The organism is Paenisporosarcina quisquiliarum (assembly GCF_027563315.1).
Taxonomy (GTDB): Bacteria; Bacillota; Bacilli; order Bacillales_A; family Planococcaceae; genus Paenisporosarcina; species Paenisporosarcina quisquiliarum.
Genome location: NZ_JAMKBJ010000010.1, coordinates 20,809 through 41,379, shown reverse-complemented (window position 1 = coordinate 41,379; position 20,571 = coordinate 20,809). Strand labels below are relative to the sequence as shown.

Annotated in this window: 20 protein-coding genes; 13 read left to right on the top strand and 7 right to left on the bottom strand. The window is 39.2% G+C overall.

What is annotated here, in order from left to right:
• Positions 1–28 precede the first annotated feature (28 nt).
• Positions 29–271, top strand: a complete 243-nt coding sequence (locus tag M9R32_RS11870; RefSeq protein ID WP_269927012.1) for a YqhV family protein — start codon at positions 29–31, stop codon at positions 269–271.
• A 132-nt stretch (positions 272–403) separates the two neighbouring features.
• On the opposite strand, the gene M9R32_RS11865 is transcribed toward M9R32_RS11870, so the two are convergent.
• Positions 404–1,132, bottom strand: a complete 729-nt coding sequence (locus M9R32_RS11865; RefSeq protein WP_269926944.1) for a BsuPI-related putative proteinase inhibitor — start codon at positions 1,130–1,132, stop codon at positions 404–406.
• Positions 1,133–1,292: 160 nt separating this feature from the next.
• Here M9R32_RS11865 and M9R32_RS11860 point away from each other — a divergent pair, with 160 nt between their 5' ends.
• Positions 1,293–2,147, top strand: a complete 855-nt coding sequence (locus tag M9R32_RS11860; protein WP_269926943.1) for a class I SAM-dependent methyltransferase — start codon at positions 1,293–1,295, stop codon at positions 2,145–2,147.
• A 67-nt stretch (positions 2,148–2,214) separates the two neighbouring features.
• Here the strand turns inward: M9R32_RS11860 and M9R32_RS11855 are convergent, their stop codons facing one another.
• From M9R32_RS11855 to M9R32_RS11845, 3 genes are all read right to left on the bottom strand, one after another.
• Positions 2,215–3,453 carry an MFS transporter gene (locus M9R32_RS11855; protein WP_269926942.1) on the bottom strand — a complete coding sequence of 413 codons (1,239 nt, stop codon included), beginning with the start codon at positions 3,451–3,453 and terminating at the stop codon, positions 2,215–2,217.
• A gap of 175 nt (positions 3,454–3,628) precedes the next feature.
• Positions 3,629–3,973 carry a CHY zinc finger protein gene (locus M9R32_RS11850; RefSeq protein WP_269926941.1) on the bottom strand — a complete coding sequence of 115 codons (345 nt, stop codon included), beginning with the start codon at positions 3,971–3,973 and terminating at the stop codon, positions 3,629–3,631.
• 65 nt (positions 3,974–4,038) lie between these two features.
• Positions 4,039–4,212 carry a hypothetical protein gene (locus tag M9R32_RS11845; protein WP_269926940.1) on the bottom strand — a complete coding sequence of 58 codons (174 nt, stop codon included), beginning with the start codon at positions 4,210–4,212 and terminating at the stop codon, positions 4,039–4,041.
• A gap of 307 nt (positions 4,213–4,519) precedes the next feature.
• Here M9R32_RS11845 and M9R32_RS11840 point away from each other — a divergent pair, with 307 nt between their 5' ends.
• From M9R32_RS11840 to M9R32_RS11820, 5 genes are all read left to right on the top strand, one after another.
• Positions 4,520–5,386, top strand: a complete 867-nt coding sequence (locus M9R32_RS11840) for an AraC family transcriptional regulator (protein WP_269926939.1) — start codon at positions 4,520–4,522, stop codon at positions 5,384–5,386.
• A 123-nt stretch (positions 5,387–5,509) separates the two neighbouring features.
• Positions 5,510–5,806: a DUF3817 domain-containing protein gene (locus M9R32_RS11835; RefSeq protein WP_269926938.1), complete on the top strand. Its 297-nt coding sequence runs from the start codon at positions 5,510–5,512 to the stop codon at positions 5,804–5,806.
• 180 nt (positions 5,807–5,986) lie between these two features.
• Positions 5,987–7,174 (top strand): exonuclease SbcCD subunit D, encoded by a 1,188-nt coding sequence (locus M9R32_RS11830; RefSeq protein ID WP_269926937.1) that lies wholly within the window; start codon positions 5,987–5,989, stop codon positions 7,172–7,174.
• The gene (locus tag M9R32_RS11825) at positions 7,171–10,263 is read left to right on the top strand and encodes an AAA family ATPase (RefSeq protein WP_269926936.1); all 3,093 of its coding nucleotides are present in this window, start codon (positions 7,171–7,173) and stop codon (positions 10,261–10,263) included. The genes M9R32_RS11830 and M9R32_RS11825 overlap by 4 nt, the downstream gene beginning before the upstream one ends.
• A gap of 865 nt (positions 10,264–11,128) precedes the next feature.
• Positions 11,129–11,704: a C40 family peptidase gene (locus M9R32_RS11820; protein WP_269926935.1), complete on the top strand. Its 576-nt coding sequence runs from the start codon at positions 11,129–11,131 to the stop codon at positions 11,702–11,704.
• Between the two features lie 44 nt (positions 11,705–11,748).
• Here M9R32_RS11820 and M9R32_RS11815 read toward each other — a convergent pair whose 3' ends face one another.
• Entirely contained in the window at positions 11,749–11,880 is a 132-nt protein-coding gene (locus tag M9R32_RS11815; RefSeq protein ID WP_269926934.1) for a hypothetical protein, read from the bottom strand.
• Positions 11,881–12,104: 224 nt separating this feature from the next.
• Here M9R32_RS11815 and M9R32_RS11810 point away from each other — a divergent pair, with 224 nt between their 5' ends.
• Positions 12,105–12,404 carry a hypothetical protein gene (locus tag M9R32_RS11810; protein WP_269926933.1) on the top strand — a complete coding sequence of 100 codons (300 nt, stop codon included), beginning with the start codon at positions 12,105–12,107 and terminating at the stop codon, positions 12,402–12,404.
• A 121-nt stretch (positions 12,405–12,525) separates the two neighbouring features.
• Here M9R32_RS11810 and M9R32_RS11805 read toward each other — a convergent pair whose 3' ends face one another.
• Positions 12,526–14,598, bottom strand: a complete 2,073-nt coding sequence (locus tag M9R32_RS11805; RefSeq protein WP_269926932.1) for a metallophosphoesterase family protein — start codon at positions 14,596–14,598, stop codon at positions 12,526–12,528.
• 178 nt (positions 14,599–14,776) lie between these two features.
• On the opposite strand from M9R32_RS11805, the gene M9R32_RS11800 reads away from it, so the two are divergent.
• Positions 14,777–15,145, top strand: a complete 369-nt coding sequence (locus M9R32_RS11800; RefSeq protein WP_269926931.1) for a hypothetical protein — start codon at positions 14,777–14,779, stop codon at positions 15,143–15,145.
• A gap of 87 nt (positions 15,146–15,232) precedes the next feature.
• Complete coding sequence (gene asnB / locus M9R32_RS11795) at positions 15,233–17,095, top strand: asparagine synthase (glutamine-hydrolyzing) (RefSeq protein WP_269926930.1); 1,863 nt, start codon at positions 15,233–15,235, stop codon at positions 17,093–17,095.
• Positions 17,096–17,344: 249 nt separating this feature from the next.
• Here asnB and M9R32_RS11790 read toward each other — a convergent pair whose 3' ends face one another.
• On the bottom strand, positions 17,345–17,944 hold the full coding sequence (locus M9R32_RS11790) for an SAM-dependent methyltransferase (protein WP_269926929.1): 600 nt from the start codon (positions 17,942–17,944) through the stop codon (positions 17,345–17,347).
• A gap of 121 nt (positions 17,945–18,065) precedes the next feature.
• Between M9R32_RS11790 and M9R32_RS11785 the strand changes: the two genes are divergently transcribed.
• Genes M9R32_RS11785 through M9R32_RS11775 form a run of 3 tightly spaced genes read left to right on the top strand, consistent with a single transcriptional unit; the run spans position 18,066 to position 20,543 of the window.
• On the top strand, positions 18,066–18,779 hold the full coding sequence (locus M9R32_RS11785; RefSeq protein WP_269926928.1) for a cytochrome c biogenesis CcdA family protein: 714 nt from the start codon (positions 18,066–18,068) through the stop codon (positions 18,777–18,779).
• A 14-nt stretch (positions 18,780–18,793) separates the two neighbouring features.
• Positions 18,794–19,492 (top strand): response regulator transcription factor, encoded by a 699-nt coding sequence (locus M9R32_RS11780; protein ID WP_269926927.1) that lies wholly within the window; start codon positions 18,794–18,796, stop codon positions 19,490–19,492.
• Entirely contained in the window at positions 19,479–20,543 is a 1,065-nt protein-coding gene (locus tag M9R32_RS11775; RefSeq protein ID WP_269926926.1) for a sensor histidine kinase, read from the top strand. The genes M9R32_RS11780 and M9R32_RS11775 overlap by 14 nt, the downstream gene beginning before the upstream one ends.
• Positions 20,544–20,571: the final 28 nt, after the last annotated feature.

The window sequence follows — 20,571 nt, the reverse complement described above, 5'->3', positions numbered from 1 at the left end:
CGCGCACATTGAAAAGGCACTATTATTCATGATTGTGTTAAGACTGATAGGGGGAAGTATCGAGGTGTCAGCAGCTTTGTTGATGCTCAAATTCAATGATTTGGAGAAAGCCTTTTATATTAATACGCTACTCGCTTTAGTGGGTCCCACCATTTTAATTGTCACAACAGGAATCGGATTAGTAGGTCTGGCTGATAAAATTCCCTTAACCAAAATGATTTGTCTCTTTAGTGGAATCGTGCTTATTCTTTTTAGTTTGAAATCGAACTAAGAGGAACATTGAGGAATTAGGCTCCAGGTTGATAGATTGGTCATCCAGGTTGCACAAAATGATATTACGATCATCAAAAGGCCCGATCAAATTACTGATCGGGTCTTGTTAATGAACTATTGAACAACTGTTTTATTGTTTTTCAGCATTTTGGATGACTTTTTGTCCATCTATAATCACGTAAAAGACTTTAATTTTTACGCCTTCTTCCAACTCATCAAAGAATGGCTTCGCTGTTTCAGATAATCTCATTGCTTCAGGTTCGTTCTTGTCATTTTTCACTTCAATTGAGTTCACGTCCTGGCGACCTACGTAAGTGACTGAAGATTCTTCAACCTTCAATTTTCCTCCAGTAGATGCAGCATCCTCACTACCGTCCCATGTTACTTCAGTAGAAGCTTTCCACTCTTCTGCTTCATTGGCAGTTGACCAAACCTCTAGCTTGTATTCCCCTGCAGGCAATTTTGCCAGACCTTCCGTTGCATCAAACTTCATTTCAAGAACTTCACCTGGCTTCAAGATTTTTTCCTGCAACATTTGTGTGTACATTTTGTTATCGGAATCTTTATAAACTACTGTATTTGAGCTGTCGATTAATTGATAGTCAAAGAACTGCGAACTATTCATCGATAATTTTACGTCTGTCTCTTTGTCATTTTTCAGCTGGAATACATATTGATGTGCTCCGTCTGTACTTTCTTCCGTCAGACTCGGTACAACTGAGCCTTCGACAATTCCACTGTTTTCATTTCCAGAGCCTGTGTTTACTTTTCCCGGTTCACTTGTATCCGCTGTCGTTCCACAGCCTGCCATTGCGATGATAATAACTGCTGTCGAGAAAAATCTCAGCACATTTTTCATCTTTTTTACCACCTTTCGTTAATAACCGATTAGACCGTTAAGAAGTAAAAAGAGTTACAGTAAATGTGTGAATTTTTAGAAAAAGGATTTTCGACCTATAACCACAATATGAAAGTCAGCAGAAGTGAAATGATATGATAATAATAAAAAGAGGTGTCCGATGAACTTTAGTGAAATCGAGTCCATAGTGAACTGTATGGCAACAAATGAACAGATGAAAGACATTCAGTCCATACAAACAGAACACCGCCTGAAGCTTGCGGAGGTTTGGGGGATTAAAGTTGGAAAGCGGGTTCTGGAAATAGGATGTGGGCAAGGGGATACAACTGCAGTTCTTGCATATTTAGTAGGAGATAAAGGTTTTGTACATGGAATTGATATTGCCCCTGCGAATTATGGAAGTCCAGTCACTGTTGGAGACTCCGCTAACTATTTAATGAAATCGGAGTTAGGCAAACAGATCCATATGGAGTTTGAAGTAGACGTGTTGGCTCAGGCGATCGATTTTCCTGAAAATGCTTTCGATTATGTCGTGTTATCACATTGTTCCTGGTACTTAAAATCTGCAGATGAACTTTTTGCATTGTTGAAGAAATCTAGAAAATGGGCTAAGCAACTTTGTTTGGCAGAATGGGATTCGCGGCTTCAAACCATGGAACAGTATCCTCATTTTTTAGCGGTACATATTCAAGCTCAATACGAATGCTTTAAGAAAAATAGTTTTTCAAATGTACGGACTTTGTTCACACCGAATGATTTATTATCTATTGCTAGAAAAGCAGGTTGGACAATTACCAATGAACAATCCGTTTACTCGTCAGAGCTCCAGGATGGAAAATGGGAAGTTGATCTGACATTAACTGAATATCAAAATGAACTTGAAGAAATGACCCATATGCCTGACAAACTAAAAACGTTAATAAAATCTGAAGTAAACTTATTGGAAGAAGCCGTAAAGAACACACCTTCCATATCTTCGTTACCTACTTATGTGTTCACAGCAACTAGCAAGTGAAAAAAGATGATTTGAGCATAGATAAAGGACCTTTCCACCATAGGGAAGGCCCTTTTTGAGTTTCAATTTACTCTACAGTTCTTAGAGCAGCTTGATAATTCTCTTTGGTAGGTAACTCAAAGCCATTTCTCCCAGTTAGCAAAACAATAATAGAGGCTACAACCAATAAGGCACTAAGTGAAATAAAGCAATATATTATTAAACCCGAAGAGACCATACCAGTAAAGATAGCGATTAGTCCAATTCTTAATAACAAACCTAAAGCGCGGAATAGGCTATCGACCCTGCCAATTAATTCATTAGGGACTTCATCCATCAAGAAGGAATTTCTGGCTACCCTGGCACCACTGTTACCAAGCGCAATGAAAAACATGAGCGCGAGGTACAAAGGAACATTTGCCAGTAAAATGAAGGAAATCGCAATCGTATAAGTAATTACCGCATAAATTATGGTCTTTTCATCACCCAATTTTTTAGCAATGACTGGAACAGTTATTCCTGCCACGATTGCTCCAAATCCATAGACCATTCCTTGTATGCCATAGACACTCCCAGATGTCTTAAGAACATCGAATAAATAAACGGGAAATAGATAATTGGTAATCATTACACCGATAAACGGCATCATCGAACAAAGAAGGAACATGAACATGAGTGGTCGCTTCCTCATATAATTCAGGCCTTCAGATGCTTTTGAAGGAACTGCATTTTGGGAAGTGTTTTGTTCTGTTCTGACATACGGAATTTTTATGTAAAAGAGTATGGCTGCGGCAAAAGATAGCACGTCGATCAACAAAATATAGTGGAGGGCCCATTGGGTCAATAAAATACTGGCGATAGCTCCGGCAACCATGCTTGATAGTTGCCCCTGAACCTCCATAATTCCGTTCAAAGATTTATAATGCTCCTTGCTGAAAATCTCCTGATTAAGTGCAAACATCGTTGGATAGAAAATCGTGTAATACAGACTGCCGATCATATAAATAATCATGTAATGCCATATTTCATAAGACATCCCTAAGAATCCAATCAACGCAAAAAACAATAAGGAAATCATGCTCACCATTTTACTCGTGATGAGCAATTTTTTACGTGAGGTTTTGTCGATGAGATGCCCGATGAAAGGCGTGACCACAAAGCTGATGATGGTCATGGCGATTGTGATGTAACCGAATACCGCGTTCCCATCTTCACTTGAAACTAACAACCAAGGGATGGCGATCATTGTGATTCCCGAACCGATCGATGAAGCAATATTCGCAAATATAATCAACCGGAAACGTGAATCCTGATATAGATTTTTCATTGTATGTATCTCCTTTTTAAGTTTGAACTAAGGCTATACATTTACTATAACGCCTGAAGTGTGGAGTGCTTTCATCCAATGGTTCTTAGTTTCCCTCGGTCAAATGACTGAAGTATTAACAGGATTTGTCAGACAAAAGGTGTATAAAAAGAGCACTTCCTCATTTGGGAAGTGCTCAACATTCTTTCATTTGCGTCTGAAAGTAAAGATGTTTATGAAGGCTGCATCCAGGGTTGAATGCACTGTGGCAAGAAGGACAAGCTGAGTTGCAGGACAAATATTCATCGATCGTTAATTCATGTCCACATGCTCCACACAAAATGGCTTTTTCGTCGAATTGATCTCTCGGCCAAACTTTAGGAGAGTTGCACCCGACTTCTTCATGACAGGAGTAACAAGGGAAGTATGTATTGCAACAATAAAACTTAATGGCGATTCGGTCAATTTCAGAGTGGTAGTGAGCGCAGCGCGTTTCTTTGTCTATGTCTATTCCCTTTACTTGATGTCCATGAATAAGCATTTTGTAATCTCCTTTTAATGGGTGTTGAAGTCATTTAACCATACAACTGGTAGTAAGTCATGCATTCATTGTCCCCTCGAGAAAGGTTTTCTGATGTGACATTCGGAAATTCCTACGTGAACGGCGATAATTCCTACGTGAACCTCCAGATTTCCTACGTGAACGCCTATAATTCCTACGTCGACCCCCATTTTTACAACTGAGCGACCGCTCAGACCTATTGTCATCACTTCTTTCACAGAAACACCCACCAAGCAATGGCTGGTGGGGCTATTCGAGTTGGTTTTAAGATCTTTAAATGGGGCTGTTCGCTTTGCTCGGCAGCCTTTTCTGTTAAAAAATGAGTCTCTTTATTTTCGAATATGGTTTTTCAGACGTGCTGCTTCATTCTTCACACGTCAACCTCATTTTTTCACACGACACCCCCGAAAAGTCAGACTGATCGACCGCTCAGCGCGCTAACAAAGAAGCATCTGTCCGCATCAAGCAGGAAAAGACAGGATTCACTGTCGAAATAGAAATAAGATAAGTTTACGAGGTGATGAAATGAGCTGGATAGAAGCACTGCAACGGTCGATCGATTATTTGGAGGATCATTTGGAATCTGATTTCAAAATGGAGGATGCCGCAGCGGAAGCGAATGTGTCTGTCTTTCATTTTCAAAGAATTTTCATGGTTCTGACGGACATGAGTGTGATGGAGTACGTGCGTCGCCGTCGATTGACACTCGCTGCGGAGGAGCTTGCTTTAACTAGTGTGCGAGTAATCGATGTAGCATTCAAATATGGATATGAAACACCGGAATCCTTTGCGAAGGCTTTCAAGCGGCAGCATGGGATGTCGCCTTCTGAAGCACGATCTTCGAAAAAAGGATTTACTTCCTACAATCGTTTGGTCATCTCTGTACAATTGAAAGGGGCGTTACCGATGAAGGTACGTATTGAAGAAAAAGAGGCTTTTCAGATTATTGGTGTGAAAAGAGAGTTCTCATGTGAGAATGGAGAAAACACACGTGAGATTCCAAAAATGTGGCAAGAAGTCCATCAAAACGGGGTGAATGATGAACTGACGAAATTGAACAACGGTGAAGTGGAAGGGATGCTTGGTGTCTGCCGAATGATGGATACCGCTATAAATACTTTAGAGTATTGGATTGCCACTGCTTATGAAGGAAATGAAGTACCTGCACGTTATGAACGGTTGGAAATTCCTGCTGCGACATATGCAGTATTTGAAGTAGTTGGCCCGATGCCACAAGCAATCCAATCGATGTGGGAGAAAATCTACAGCGAATGGTTCCCATCAAGTTCTTATCGACCAAGCGGTTCAGCTGAAATGGAAGTTTATACAATTGACGATGCCAACAAGGCAGATTATTATTCGGAAATCTGGATTCCTGTCGTAAATAAGTAGGTGGTAACTGTGACAAATCCTTGAAGGCACTATCAATAAAATCACTGGAATAAGTCGCTATGACTGTACACCCTACCCCACACCTCTCTATAATGAGGGGTGTAGAAAGCAGGAGGGGTTAAAATGTCAGAAAAACCACTTAAGCGATTTCGTTTCATGGGATTATTGGAAGGTGGCTCCCTATTAATCTTGTTATTCCTGGCCATGCCATTAAAATATTTCTTTGGAATGCCTGAAGCAGTGAGCGTTGTTGGGTCAATTCACGGGTTTCTGTTTGTCAGCTACTGCCTAATGATTGCCTATATGACTTTCATCGTGAGATGGCCGTATATTTATAGTGTGATCGCTGTGATTGTTGCCTTCATTCCGTTTGGCAATATCTTATTTGATCGTAAGCTTGAAAAATTGGAAACGGTATAAACACTGGTAAGATTCATTTCTTACTAGTGTTTTTTCTTTTCAGTTTCGATAGTTCAACTAGTAATCATGTATAATAATACTTATTTTGGAAATCGCTTTGGCTTAAAATATAGATAAGATAAATGTAGAGTAACTACTGGAATTTATAAAATAAATGCACGATGAAAGGAGCACAATTAGATGAAATTATTCCATACCGCGGATTGGCATTTAGGCAAGCTGGTACAAGGCGTTTCAATGACAGACGAGCAACGATTCGTGCTTCAGCAATTTACAGAGGCGATTGAAGAAGAGAAACCGGACGCCGTCATCATCGCTGGTGATTTATATGACAGAGCTGTACCACCGACGGATGCCGTGAATTTATTGGATGAAGTACTGGAAACGATTGTATTGAAAATGAAAACTCCAGTCATTGCTGTTTCAGGAAACCATGATAGTCCGGGTCGATTGAACTTTGGTAGTCGCATGATGAAATCAAATGGATTTTATATTACGGGACAACTAAAGAAAGATCTGGAGCCGATTGTACTCCTAGATGCATATGGAGAAGTTCATTTCCATCTGGTTCCTTACGCAGATCCTTCTCAAGTTCGTCATGTTTTGGATGATGCAGAAATACGCACACATGACGACGCCATGAAGAAAATGATCGCTCATATCGAGTCCACAATGGATCCATCAAAACGCCATGTTTTGGTAGGACACGCTTTTGTGACACCACACGGGGAAGAAGAAGAAAACACCAGTGATTCGGAGCGTCCATTAGCAATAGGTGGAGCAGAATTTGTGAGTGCTTCTCACTTCAAAAAATTCCACTATACAGCCCTTGGTCACTTGCATCAAGCGCATTTTGTGTTGAACGAAACCATTCGCTATGCCGGTTCACCATTGAAATATTCCATTTCAGAAGAGCACCATAAAAAAGGTTTCCATATTGTTGAGATGGACGAGCTTGGCAATGTCACCGTTGAAAAACGCTTGCTCACACCGAATCGCGATATCCGCACCGTTGAAGGGAAAATGGAAGATATTTTGCAGCATAAGTTTAATGAAGATTACGTGTTTGTGAGATTGCTTGATGAAACGCCAATCCTCTTCCCAATGGAAAAGGTGCGTTCAGTCTATCCAAATGCCATGCATGTGGAACGCAAAGTAGTGTCCGTTTTAAAAGGAACGGAAGAAAGTACGGTCGGTTCTCGACGTAAAATGGACGACTTGTCCTTATTTAACGCTTTTTATGAAGAAGTTAAAGGTGTAAAAGCTTCTGAAGAGACAGCATTGATTTTTAAAGAAGTGCTACAGGATTTCTTACATGAGCAGCAAGAGTTCACTGGCCCCGCAAAGAAAGAGGGGGTTAAAATTTGAAGCCGATTACATTGAAAATGACCGCATTTGGTCCATACAAACAGACTGAAACGATTGATTTTACTGAGTTGCAAGGCAATCAATTATTTGTGATATCAGGCAGTACCGGTGCTGGGAAAACCACAATTTTTGATGGCATCTGTTTTGCACTTTACGGAGCGGCGAGCGGGTCTGATCGCAGTGAATCACGTATCATGCGCAGTGATTTTGCAGACGATGCCGTTCACACTGCTGTAGAGCTTGTATTTGAAATCCATCAGAAGACGTACCGAATCCTTCGTCAAATGAGTCATGTTAAAAAAGGCAATAAAAGTGCGACTGGGGAAAAATATGAGTTCTTTGAAAAATTCGGAGACCGTGAAGTACCCGTTGTGGAACGTCAAATTGTTTCGGAAATCAATGTGAAAGTGGAAGAAATCCTCGGATTGACCCAAAATCAGTTCATCCAGATTGTGATGCTTCCTCAAGGGGAATTCCGCAAACTTCTGACATCTGAAACAGAAAACAAAGAGGACATTTTACGTAAAATTTTTAAAACAGAGCCTTATAAAATGATCAGTGAACGCCTTAAGCAAAAGAAGACTCACGCTGAAGAAGAATTGAAAATCGCTCAAAGAACGAGGAATAGTTATATTCACAATATCGTCTCTTCACTTCCAGCGAGAGAATCCACCATTTTTAACGTATTAGCTCAAGAGCATTTCAATATGCATCAAGTCATATCGGGCTTGGAAGAAGAAGCTACTTATTATGAAAACAAAATTGTCTTGGATCAGATCAAGTACAACGATGCTTATCAGAAGCATACGAGCAAGTCCGGTGAATTCCATCAAGCCAAGAGTTTGAATGAACGCTTTGAAGAATGGGGGACCAAAAAACAGAAGCTACAAGTACTGACCGAACAGTTGCCTCTTTTCGAGGAAAAAGAAACGCGACTCGAGAAAGCGGAACGAGCAAGTGTGATCGAAGCGATTGAACAACAGTATGTTGAACTTCAAAAAGAAGTACTGGAAAAACAACAACTTTTAAACGATGCGATTGCTTCAGAGGAGAAAGCAAAAATTCATCTGGAGCAGATGAATTTGAAATACGTTGAAGAAGAAAAGAAGCAGGATGAACGCGAGAAGTTAAGTGAGTCACTCGTCCGATACCATGATATTTTACCGGTTGTGCGGGATATGGCGGTAAAAGAAAATGAGTTAAAAGAACTTAAAGTGAAGATTACTGGCTTGTCTGTGAATGTGAAAAAACTCGCTGAACGGACTGTAATTGAAAATGAAAAACTTCAATCACTGAAGCTAGAAACGGAAAGTCTCGACAATCAGTTAGGTTCATTTGACGATAAACTGCAAAAGTTAAGTGAAATAAATGATCAATGCCGCGTGTTAAAGGAATACAATGCTGTTCAGCAAGCCGTCTATAATCAAGAAGCTGTTACGCTTAAACGACAACAAGAATTCACTACTGTCCGTGATGCATATTCGGCACTCGAACAGGAATGGTTTGATAATCAGGCACGTGTTTTGGCAGCTCATCTGCATGATGGTGAAGCTTGTCCGGTATGCGGCAGTGTGGAACATCCCCAGAAGAATGACAAGGACCAAACGCTCTCTCCTTCCAAAGAAGAGTTAGAGCAGTCCAAATACATCTTGAACCAAGTGGATAACGACTATCGCGACGCCTTGGCAAAACTGAAAGCTTACAAGAATCAGTGTGACGATAAAGGCCAAGAACTTTCGAAGTTCGGCATTGAGATCGGTCAGGCTGTTGAAGCGCATAAATCGATGGACGAGATGCGTCTAAAACTGGATGAAGAAGTCAGCGATATGCGAAAAGATAAAGAAAAACTGCGCCTCAAGAAGCAACAATTAAAAGATCAAACAGTAAAAGTTGAACAGCTTCAGGCACAAACATCGGATATCACTGCAACGTATCAAGAATTGAATTCAACGTTTGAAAAATCAAAAGCTGTTTATGAGGATAAGCTGCAATCAATTCCGAGCGAAGTGCGTGTGTTATCACAATTAGAGAAACAGATTCGTGAAACGGAAGAACGTAAACGCAGGTTGGAAGAGGCTTGGACAGCTGTGCAACAGGAAAGACAGAAAGCGAAGGATCAATATGCAACAACTGTCCTGACAATTGATCACATGGAAAAGGCAGTGCTCGAAGCAAAAGCCAAAGAGGAACGGGCTGGCCAGTCGTTTAGTACGGCACTCACTTCTTCATCTTTTGAATCGGCAGAAGCATATCAACAAGCGAAGTTACAGGCATCGGAAAAGGCTTCATTGAAAGAAGAAATCACACATTTCAAGCAAACAAGACATACGCTTGACCAACAAGTTACAGAGTTGAGCGCGTTACTTCAAGGCAAAACGAAAGTCGATTTAGCCGCTTTGCAAAATGACATGATTGCGTTGAAACAAGTGTATGAGTTGGCGCTTCAGGAAATGAACCAGTCCGTGGAAACCCAAAAGGCAGCAAGCAAATTGATTGAGAACATCAAGGTTTCCAATGAGAAGTCCGCATTGAAAGAACAAGAATTCAACCGAATTACGGACTTGTATGATGTCGTTCGAGGTCAAAATGGAATGAAGATTTCGTTCGAAAGATACTTACAAATCGAGTATCTGGAGCAAATTATCGAGTCTGCCAATGAACGGTTAAAACATTTATCGAACGGGCAATTCCACTTGATTCGAAGCGAGCGACAGGAATCGAGAGGGAAACAAAGTGGTTTAGGCTTGGATGTTTATGATGCTTATACAGGGCAAACACGAGATGTCAAAACCCTTTCTGGGGGAGAGAAGTTCAATGCTTCGTTGTGCTTGGCACTCGGCATGGCTGATGTCATTCAAAGTTTCCAGGGAAATGTGTCTATCGATACGATGTTTATTGATGAAGGATTTGGGTCACTCGACGAAGAGTCATTGAACAAATCGATCGATACGTTAATTGACTTACAAAAATCAGGACGGATGATTGGCGTCATCTCACATGTCCAAGAGTTGAAAACAGCCATTCCTGCGATTTTGGAAGTGAGAAAATCGAAAGAAGGCTACAGTGAAACCAGATTTGTCATTAAATGATTAAAATATTGGTAGAAAAAACAGCTAGATTCGCTGAGTGATTTTACCTTATTTCTAATTATTGAAAGTAAGCATTTAATATGAATTACTCTTGAGGATACAAACGTCATGTTTGAGAATCGACGAAGAACGAGAAATCATATACAAAAAGAGAATGATAATCCTAGATATCAAAACATACAAAAAACCAGTTCCTCGTTGAGAGGACTGGTTTTTTTGTGTATTAATTTGCATATCTAATTAAAGGTTTTACCAAAAAATAGTTAGTAGTTATTAAGTCTCTCTTTAGGTGATTGTTGGTAGTTTGGGAAGTTGTAGGTGAAAAACTTCGGTAATAATTACCACCATTTCCTCTATTGTTAGCATGCTATACTCAAAAAATGTTAGCCAAGTAAATGATATCCGGTCGAAAAGAGCCTGGCGGAATAGCTCCCATTTATGGTGGTGTGCTGTGTGTTGTCTCATAAGGCAAGTTAAGTTGGAGGATGAAACAACGTTTTGTTCCTTAGAGTAGCTTTCAAACATTTATCGCTCAAATCTCGGTATTTATCGCTCAAACTGGAGATTTATCGCTCACACGGAAGTTTTATCGCTCAAATCCATCTCACGCGCAAGTTTACTTGTTGAACTCACATACGCTATTTAATCGACTTGCTCTAAGGTTTTCTCTCCAACAGAAAAGTGAGCCATGCAACGTCAGTGGAATGGCTCCCATTAAGACAAAGATTCATCGAAAGCGCTTACATGCAGTTATACATAGAAGACCATGCCCAAAAGTAATTTCAGTTCAGTACCAAGTGCAAGAAAAAATACCAATCAATTTAACACAAGGAGATGAACGACCATTCGAAAGCTTACAAAGATTTTGGTTCTATCATTTATTTTCACACTGTCATTTTCAGGCGCGGCAGGAGCAACATATTCAGTACATAAAGGTGATACCTTATACGGAGTCGCACAAAAATACAGAATGGGCTATACCGATTTACGATCTTTAAATCCCCAAATCAAAAATCCTAACCAACTAAATGTTGGTCAATCGATTGTGGTTAGAACTCCTGACAAAGCATCAGATCTAGTTGACTATGCAAAGGTTCTTAAATCACAAACGAAATACGTGTACGGGGCAGATTATAGCCTGGCGCCTTACAAGGCCGATTGTAGCAGTTGGACCAAGCATATTTATGCGAAATTTGGCGTGAGTTTACCTAGAACTAGCCGTGAGCAATCACATGTTGGAACTTCTATTTCATTTAAAAATATGAAAAAAGGAGATTTAATGTTCTTTGCGAGCAACGGCACAACTATTTCACATGTAGGTATCTATATGGGGAATGGGATGTGGATTAGTAATTTAAACACTGCACAGAGTGTACAAACATTTTCGGTTTGGGGCCCATGGACTCAAAAACACTTTATGTGGGCACAGAGAGTACTTTAAATAACGTTTGTTTTTAATGGTGCTACAAATCGACGTCCATTTTTTTATTCAACATCATTTTCTTGGTTGTCGAGATGATAAATGGGTGCACCTTCAGCGACCATATTAAGAGATGCAATGAAATCGTGGTTTTGGCGTAATTCCATTTCCTTTTGATCCACATATTCAGGATTCATCGTCAAATATTCCCCCAATATAGTTTTTTAGAAAAAGTATATGAAAGTTGTCAGAAAATAATGACAAAAATTTAATCAAAGTGATACACTTTCATTAATTGTTAGAATTAACGTAAGACAACTCATAACTTTTCATATTTCCTCCCAGGATGAAAAATCTTATTTTGGGGCATATTTCGGATGATGAGAAATTAATAAAACTCTGAATAAGGGAGTGCTAGAACATGCCGATGTCTTATGAACAGGTAGTCAGTGTCTTGGATGAGTTTCCAGAGTTAAAGCGTAAGGAAGTCTCGAATAATCGATCGACTTATTATTATGCCAATAGCCCAATTCGCAAAGAGAATGTATTACAAGAATTGCATCTATCGGGCAATGGTTATTTATTTGTTGGCTATTTGACGGAATACCGTCATCACATGGATAAAAGACAGTTCATAAGCATTAAAAAGTTCACACAACCTGAGTTCAGATCTGCAGTTAAGCAGGTTCTGCAATCATTTCATGAGAAATCAAAAGCTTGAAGAATAGAATTAACCCATAACAAAGGGCTGCCCAAATTGTCATTTAATATGACAATTGAGGACAGCCCTTTTTCATTTTACTGGTCATTTTTTCGTGAGAGGAGAATCCAGAGGTATTGGTTCAAAGTTCAAAAGTTAACTCTTGTTTCTCGGAATCCCTATAACTGAGCAAACGATTTTGAATGGAATCTTTAGAAATTGAAAGCAAACCGAGGTTATTTTCTGTTGTTATAATCGAGCCGGTGTCAGTGGCGAGATAACGAAGTGTTTCTTTCCAAATATGATCAGTCGGACAAGCGTGTGCAGACTCTTCAATTTGTATCCGGAAGTCGTTGTCACAATATCGAATGATGTTCCTCTTTTTCCGTTTCATGCTGTTGAACCAGATTGTAAGTTTCAACATGGAGCCCCATAGGCCAAAGAAACTCATATTGTGCATTGGGCTGCTGGTAAATTGGATGATGTTTGCTGTTTGCCCGTTCTTGGATTGAACTGTGCTTTGAACAGAAGAGGCATAATGAACATCACCAGAAACAATGAAGCACGTACTTGGATTCCATTCGAAAACCTTTGCAAGAAATTCACTGAATCCTTTTCCATTATATTTCCAAGCTTCAAAATCCAGGGTTTGGTGAATCGGAAAGCCAATTGATCTTAATGGGTAGACATAGGAGTGGAGAAACGATTCAATAAGCCCAATTCCATACAATGGAGCGGGTGAGGCAATCGTTAAGTCACTTCCGCTTTTCCAACCGGAGTCCATTAAGACACGAGAAACTTCCTTCCAACATTGTCGACTGACCAATTGTGGACTGCGAATATTTTCTTGAATGATGCCACCAATCTTAACTGGAAGGGGATGTATGTCAAATTCTCTTTGTGTTCGCGTATCGAGGAATAGTGTTTTGGGTTCCGTAGGTGCTACAAAATACCAGCTTTTAAAGTTTTCTATGCATTTCATCCATTGTTCATAAGAAGAAGATTCAAGTGTGAATTCAGAGAAATAGTTTTTCATGTGACTCTTAAAGATCTGACCGAATGAGTCCGGGCAATTTCCCCAGCCTTGAAAAGCCCAGTAGGCAGTAATTGCGTTGGTCACCACATGTCTACCAAGAAGAGAGTGTCCAACTTTCTCTTTCCAGTCAATCGATAGATTCCAATCGTCAGTAACATCGTGATCATCAAAAATCATATAAGTAGGAATGTTCGCGAGAAGTCGTCTTATTCCAGGAAGAGTTGTGAGGGCTTGTCGAAGGTTCTCGGAATCCTCATTATACTGATTCCGAACTTTTATCCATTCTGCTGCATGTTCTTTTTGAAATTGTTTGGAATTAGGAAAGACAAAATAGAATTTTTCATTTTCAATTTGTTCTTCGAAAGTAGGTAAACCACCTTGCTCTTGTATCGCTTCCCATAATGCTGGTCCCCATGAAAGCAAATACATGGCAGCGTACTCGCCGAATTTCATTAAATGGTTGTGGGCATGTGAAGAGGTGAACTGGCAAAACTGTTCCATTATATATTGCCTACCATTAATTTGATTGAGCGAACGTTGAAAAGGCTTTTCTTTCAATCGAGGATCAAGTTTTACAAGTTGTTCATCATGACCCATCAGCAGTTTATTGAGAGAAGTGAGGATGGGGAAAAGGGGAGCAGCTACATCATCAGCATAGATTTGATCACCCAATAAAAATAGTGCGTTGGGACGCTTTGCTAAATCTAAATATGTCTCCTGAAGAGTCAAATCCCCTGCGGCCAAAGCGTCGTCTCGTTTTCCATGAAGTTTTCGGCAAGAACCATATAAGAAGCGGGCATCCAATTCTTTTTGGATATAAAACGTTGGATATTTAAGATCACCATATACGATGGATTGATCATTATCTGGATTAAGTAAACCAAAACTCCCCAAATCCATTCTCGTAGACTTACCTTTAAAGTAAAGGTTGTAGCCAAGGAGCGTATCAACAGGAAAGTCTTTGTGCAGCGGTAAAAGTGTCAGAAGGTAAACATACAAGCGTTCACCTAAACAAATGAACTCGGTCATACATTGAATTTCGAGCTGTTCCGCTTCATCATGCATCTTAAATAACTTGGCATCCATATCAAAGGGTTGGCTCGTTGCAATCCAAACAGTGACACGATGGGCGTCCACTCGTCGAAGAATGGGTCCAGCAAGGATGATGGGTAAGTCCATAAGTAACACCACCAATTTTGATTTACCTTTAGCGTATTCAGATTGCTTAGATTCGGTGAGGTGGCGTTTTTGACGAGGTCAATTAAGTGAAAATGATAGATTTGAAAATTAATTGGTATAATCACTGCGCGAAATGGATAGGATGACAGTAATCTATCAAAATTTGAGGAGGAAGATTATGAACAAAGTAGAGTTTAAGAAAAACTTCGATCTAGGCTATGAAATGATAGAATTTGTAGCAAATTACGATGAGACAACCATTAGAATCAAAAATCATTTTTCCGTTCCTTCTTCCACTATTAGTTCAACCATTATAAAAATAGAAGGAAGTTTATATGAAGAAAGACGATGGGGTTTTATCTTTTCGGATTTGATTGAAATTGCCACAGATATTAACGAAGAAGTTCAGTTGGAATTAGACCGTTTTGAAATCGATACGGAAGATTTCGATGAAGAAGGATTTCTTGCGCATTTAGTGAATCAAGCCACACTTGAAATCCAGAACTCTGAATTCTCTACTGCACTAAAAAAAATGACGATTGTTTAAATTGTATCCATGTTTGAACATAGGGATAGGGCAGCCTGCATAATATCAATCAGTATTGTTGGAAATTAACGTAGGCAGGAGATCTGTATGTGTGGATTTGTTGGGATTTTGTATAACCACCCTCAAGAAATAACTGACATGAGGAAGCAAGAAATGGAAGACATCACATCTTTAATTGGCCACAGAGGTCCTGATGATGAGGGGTGTTTTGTGGATGAGCATGTAAGCTTCGGATTCAGAAGGCTGAGTATAGTGGATATTGAAGGTGGTCATCAACCGTTATCGTATGAAAATGAACGGTACTGGATTATCTTTAATGGGGAAATTTATAATCACATTGAACTTCGTGATGAACAAATAGCCAAAGGTCATGAATTTTCTAGCGAATCGGACACAGAAGTCCTTCTGGCTTTATATAGCGCGTTGAAAGAAAAAATGGTTCACAAGCTGAGAGGGATGTTTGCATTTGTCATTTGGGATAAGGAAGAACAACTTTTATTCGGAGCACGGGATCATTTCGGCATCAAGCCTTTCTTTTACTTAGAAAAAGAGGATACAACGTATTTTGCATCTGAAAAGAAAGCAATCCTATTAGTCGAGCCTGAGGAACTGGATACTGATTCACTGCAGCATTATTTGAGCTTTCAATACGTACCAGAACCAAACACGATGACGAGAGCAATTAAAAAGTTGCCAGCTGGACATTATTTCAGAAAAAAGCTGGATCAACCAATGAACATACAGTCATTCTGGACCCCGAAATTCCATCCAGTTCATTCTTCTGAAAATCAATTGATCCATGAAATCCGCAATGTTTTAACCGATTCAGTTCATGTTCATATGCGCAGTGATGTACCGGTAGGGTCATTTCTATCTGGAGGGATTGATTCGTCCTTTATTGTTTCATTGGCAAAGGAAGTGAACCCACAACTAAAAACGTTTACTGTCGGTTTTGAAACAAGTGGTTACAGTGAGGTCAATATCGCACAAGAAACGGCCGATATACTCCAATTAGAAAATACCAGTTATATTATCTCTTCAGAGGAATTTCTTGAGGAACTTCCTAAAATCGTTTGGCATTTAGATGATCCCTTGGCTGACCCGGCTTTGATTCCTCTATATTTCGTGGCACGGGAAGCTGCTAAGCAGGTAAAGGTGGTCTTGTCTGGGGAAGGAGCAGATGAGTTATTCGGTGGCTATAATATATACCGAGAACCTCATTCTCTAAGAATATTTAATCATATGCCTCAGCGTGTGAAAGAAATTTTGAAGGTCCTAAGTCGACTAATTCCTGAAGGATTTAAAGGGAGGAGTTTCATTGAACGTGGGACTACACCTTTGGAACAACGATACATTGGCAATGCCAAGATGTTTGAGGAAAACGAGAAAAGAAAACTTCTTCGAACATATCAAGAAAATTTGCATTATACAGGCATTACAAAGCCTATTTATCAACAGTCTATGGGGTATGACGCCGTTACTAAAATGCAGAATATCGATATTCATACATGGCTGAAGGGCGATATATTAGTAAAAGCAGATAAGATGACAATGGCCCATTCACTGGAACTTCGTGTACCGTTTCTGGACACTTATGTATTCGATGTGGCATCCAAAATCCAGTCCAATCAAAAAATAAAGGCGAATACAACCAAATATATGTTAAGAAAAGCGGCAGAAGGGATTGTGCCTGAACATGTGGTCAATCGCAAAAAGCTTGGATTTCCTGTACCTATTCGTCATTGGTTAAAAGATGAATTATATGAATGGGCAATAAACCTAATACATACCAGTCAGACCGAAACGATTTTCAATAAACACGAAGTCTTTCAATTACTTGCAGATCACGTAACCAACAAAAAAGACAACAGCCGTAAACTATGGACGATTCTCATCTTTATGGTTTGGCATCAAGTTTATGTAGAGAAGATTTATGATTTCAATCGTTAAGATAAACATCGCTAGGAGGATTCTAAACAGCCCCCATTGAACGGTAAGCGAGTTTTCTTCGGTGGTGCAAAAACATAAAACACACAATACAAAGGACTATCAATACGCAATCCAATTGGTAGTTCTTTGTTTATTGTTGTATAAGCGTTCTTAGCTACTGTAATAAAAATTTTACCGATGATAAAAATAAACAACTATAAAAAACATACGTAATTTGCACCATCATACGGATGTTTTTTTGTTTTTTTACTAATACGGTTTTTGTCCAACAAACTGAATGACATGTGACAATCCGTTATGTAGTTCTCCTTCATGTCGCACGACCTCGCCCATGAAAAAGTGTACAGTTCGCCAATCTGAGAACGTTTGTAAAAATTCTTCTGGAGAATATAGTAAGTCCAATTTTTGTGGACCCCCACTCTTATATGGGATTTGATAGTGAGAATATACTTCGGTTATAAAATATCCACCTGGTTTTACGGCCTCTTTAACTCCTCGAAGTGTTTTATTACGCAATTCTTTTGGAAAATGCCCAAAAATACAGACAATCTCATCCCACTGATTTGTTACCCACTGAGCTTCGTTTAAGTCAACAAGTTCTGTTTTTACGGTTACACCTTTTGTTTCGCCAAGCTTCTTTGTTTTTTCTAGACCAGATTCGGCATAATCCCATGCTGTCACGTTCAGTCCTTGTTCAGCTATAAATACTGCATTCCGGCCTTCACCTTCTGCAATTGTCAGAGCGTCACCAGATAATTGAAGTTTTTTCTGCATATCTCTTAGAAATTCATTCGGCTCTGTTCCATACACATATTTCGCATCTTGAAAACGCTCATTCCAGTGATTCAAAGTTATTCTCCTTTTTTATCCGAATTTTTTTATTCAGTTTAACATGAAGTCACTGGAATTGACTTTTCTTAATCAAACATTAACAAACACTCTGCATAATGGATGGTAAAGGAGTGTTGTTATGAATGACATCGGGATATTTTTTGCTATTGTAGGGGGGATGCTGTCTTTTTTCTCTCCATGTGTTTTTCCTCTCTTACCTGCATATATCACCCACTTAACTGGTGGTAAGATTGAAAACTCTCAAATGAAAGTAAATCGCACAACCCTATACTTGAGATCCATTGGGTTTATTATAGGGTTTAGTATAATCTTTATTGCATTGGGGGCTTCTGCCAGCTTTTTAGGTAATCTGTTAATGAATTACCGAGACCTCATTATGCAGCTTGCTGGAATCCTAATTATTGTTTTTGGCTTGCAGATGGCAGGGTTACTCAATTTTAAATTTTTAATGAAAGAAACAAGAATTCAAACGGAACATAAACCAAAGAATGTCTTCAGTTCCGTTTTACTCGGGATGGCTTTCGCAACTGGTTGGTCCCCTTGTGTAGGTCTTGCTCTATCGTCGATTCTCTTACTAGCTAGCTCATCAGACACATTAACCCAAGGGATCATCTTGTTAGGTGCCTACTCGCTTGGAATGGCCGTACCTTTTTTCATCATTTCCATTGTAATTTCTTATTCATTGAAAACGATGAAAAAAATCAACAAATACTTATCAAAATTGGCATTAATTAATGGGGTCATTATGATTATTATGGGATTTTTTGTATTAAGCGGACAAATGCAGAAAATCAGTGCATGGTTATCGGTCTTTAGTTTATTTGAATTATAGAAAAGGTGAAGAACTTGAATCAAACAAATCTCATTGGCAAGTCTGTATTGATTGTGGAAGATGATCCAAAAATCCGGAATCTCATTAAAATCTATTTAAACAAGGATGGATATGAAGTCATTGAAGTTGATAATGGAGCTGACGCAAAGGAAAAAATTCTAAAGCTGGATCCATGTATTTTGATACTTGATCTCATGTTACCGGGAATCAGCGGTGAAGAGGTATGCAGATGGGTACGTGAAGATTTGAAAAATATGATGCCCATTATCATGCTTACGGCAAAAGCTTCAGAAAAAAACAAAATAGAAGGCTTCAAATTAGGGGCTGATGACTATGTCGTCAAGCCTTTCAGTCCTGCTGAATTAATGGTTAGAATAGAAGCTGTTTTAAGAAGGACGGCAAGCCGTTGCGGAAAGTTAAGTTTTACAGGATTTACGATTAAACCGGCAAAAGGCGAAGCGTGGATAAATGGAGAACAGCTGGAATTAACTCACTTCGAATTTAAGCTGCTACATACTTTTATGCAACATCCCAGTCAGGTTCTATCCAGGGAACAAATCCTGAATATGATTTACGAAAATAATGAAAAGACTGTATCCGATCGCACTATTGATGTTCATATCAAGCATTTGAGAGGAAAGATTGGTGAAAAGACACCAAAAGATTATATTCAAACGGTGAGGGGAATGGGGTATAAATTTGTGGGTCTTTAGAAAATTATCCAACCTATTGTCCAAACTGGTTGCGCTCAATAGTCTAGTTATCCTTCTCGTCATTCTTCTTGCCGCTCTATCTGTCACGGATTATGCCTGTTATTTGGTCAATTCACAACAAGTCACTGGACAGGAATTTGTTGATACATTGAATAGATTTCTGTGGAAAGTAAGCATTCTGGCATTTATTGTTGCAGGGTTGTTTCATTACTTTACAGTGAAAAAAATTGTAGGTCCCATTAAGCATTTGACACTTGCTGCAAAAGACATCAAAGAAGGCAAAACGCCTTCCAAAATTGAAAGTTCAGCTACAGGTGAACTAAGGGAACTAATTGAGAACTTCAATTCAATGTCAGAAACGCTTTCTTCCGTTCAAGAACAAAGGGAAGAAATGCTGAAGGATATTGCACATGAACTTCGTACACCATTGACAAATATAAACGGTTATCTTGAAGCCCTTCAAAACAAAATCATTGATGGGAACCCTGAATTATTTAGTTCGCTGTTGGAAGAATCCCGCCGAATTACAAGAATTGTTGAGCTAATAACAGAATTGAATTCTTGGAATAACGGTTATTTTTTGGAAAAGCATTTTGAACAGGTGGAAATTAACCAAGTGCTGTCAGAGTCATTAACAGCCTTTCACTTGAAACTACAGAATCAAATTAAGGACATGCACTTCAAAGTTGAGGATGCTGAGATACTGGGTAATAAAGATGGTCTTATGCAAGTCTTTACCAACATGCTTCAAAACATCCTGGATTATAATACCGGAACATTCTTGAAGATTAATGGTGAGATAAAAAACAATCGATATATCATAACCTTCACTCATTGTGGTCAATTTATTGATCCAAATAAAAAGGCCATGATCTTTGAACGTTTTTACCGTCTTGAAGAATCAAGAAGTACTAAGTCGGACGGTGCCGGCCTAGGACTTGCCATTAGCCAAAGCATTATCACCGCACATCAAGGTGAAATCGGTCTAGATACAGATGGCACTCATCATACTTTTTGGATTGACTTACCGTTACGAACGTTGACTCGATAATAGGGAAGAACGATTGTCTTAATCAAAT

Excerpts from the sequence above, each read along its gene's own strand:
- M9R32_RS11860 (WP_269926943.1), top strand. The coding sequence starts at position 1,293 with ATGAACTTTAGTGAAATCGAGTCCATAGTGAACTGTATGGCAACAAAT.
- M9R32_RS11800 (WP_269926931.1), top strand. The coding sequence starts at position 14,777 with ATGAACAAAGTAGAGTTTAAGAAAAACTTCGATCTAGGCTATGAAATG.
- M9R32_RS11840 (WP_269926939.1), top strand. The coding sequence starts at position 4,520 with ATGAGCTGGATAGAAGCACTGCAACGGTCGATCGATTATTTGGAGGAT.
- M9R32_RS11850 (WP_269926941.1), bottom strand. The coding sequence starts at position 3,973 with ATGCTTATTCATGGACATCAAGTAAAGGGAATAGACATAGACAAAGAA.
- M9R32_RS11805 (WP_269926932.1), bottom strand. The coding sequence starts at position 14,598 with ATGGACTTACCCATCATCCTTGCTGGACCCATTCTTCGACGAGTGGAC.
- M9R32_RS11785 (WP_269926928.1), top strand. The coding sequence starts at position 18,066 with ATGAATGACATCGGGATATTTTTTGCTATTGTAGGGGGGATGCTGTCT.
- M9R32_RS11835 (WP_269926938.1), top strand. The coding sequence starts at position 5,510 with ATGTCAGAAAAACCACTTAAGCGATTTCGTTTCATGGGATTATTGGAA.
- M9R32_RS11815 (WP_269926934.1), bottom strand. The coding sequence starts at position 11,880 with ATGAATCCTGAATATGTGGATCAAAAGGAAATGGAATTACGCCAAAAC.
- M9R32_RS11830 (WP_269926937.1), top strand. The coding sequence starts at position 5,987 with ATGAAATTATTCCATACCGCGGATTGGCATTTAGGCAAGCTGGTACAA.
- asnB (WP_269926930.1), top strand. The coding sequence starts at position 15,233 with ATGTGTGGATTTGTTGGGATTTTGTATAACCACCCTCAAGAAATAACT.
- M9R32_RS11855 (WP_269926942.1), bottom strand. The coding sequence starts at position 3,453 with ATGAAAAATCTATATCAGGATTCACGTTTCCGGTTGATTATATTTGCG.
- M9R32_RS11870 (WP_269927012.1), top strand. The coding sequence starts at position 29 with ATGATTGTGTTAAGACTGATAGGGGGAAGTATCGAGGTGTCAGCAGCT.
- M9R32_RS11865 (WP_269926944.1), bottom strand. The coding sequence starts at position 1,132 with ATGAAAAATGTGCTGAGATTTTTCTCGACAGCAGTTATTATCATCGCA.
- M9R32_RS11810 (WP_269926933.1), top strand. The coding sequence starts at position 12,105 with ATGCCGATGTCTTATGAACAGGTAGTCAGTGTCTTGGATGAGTTTCCA.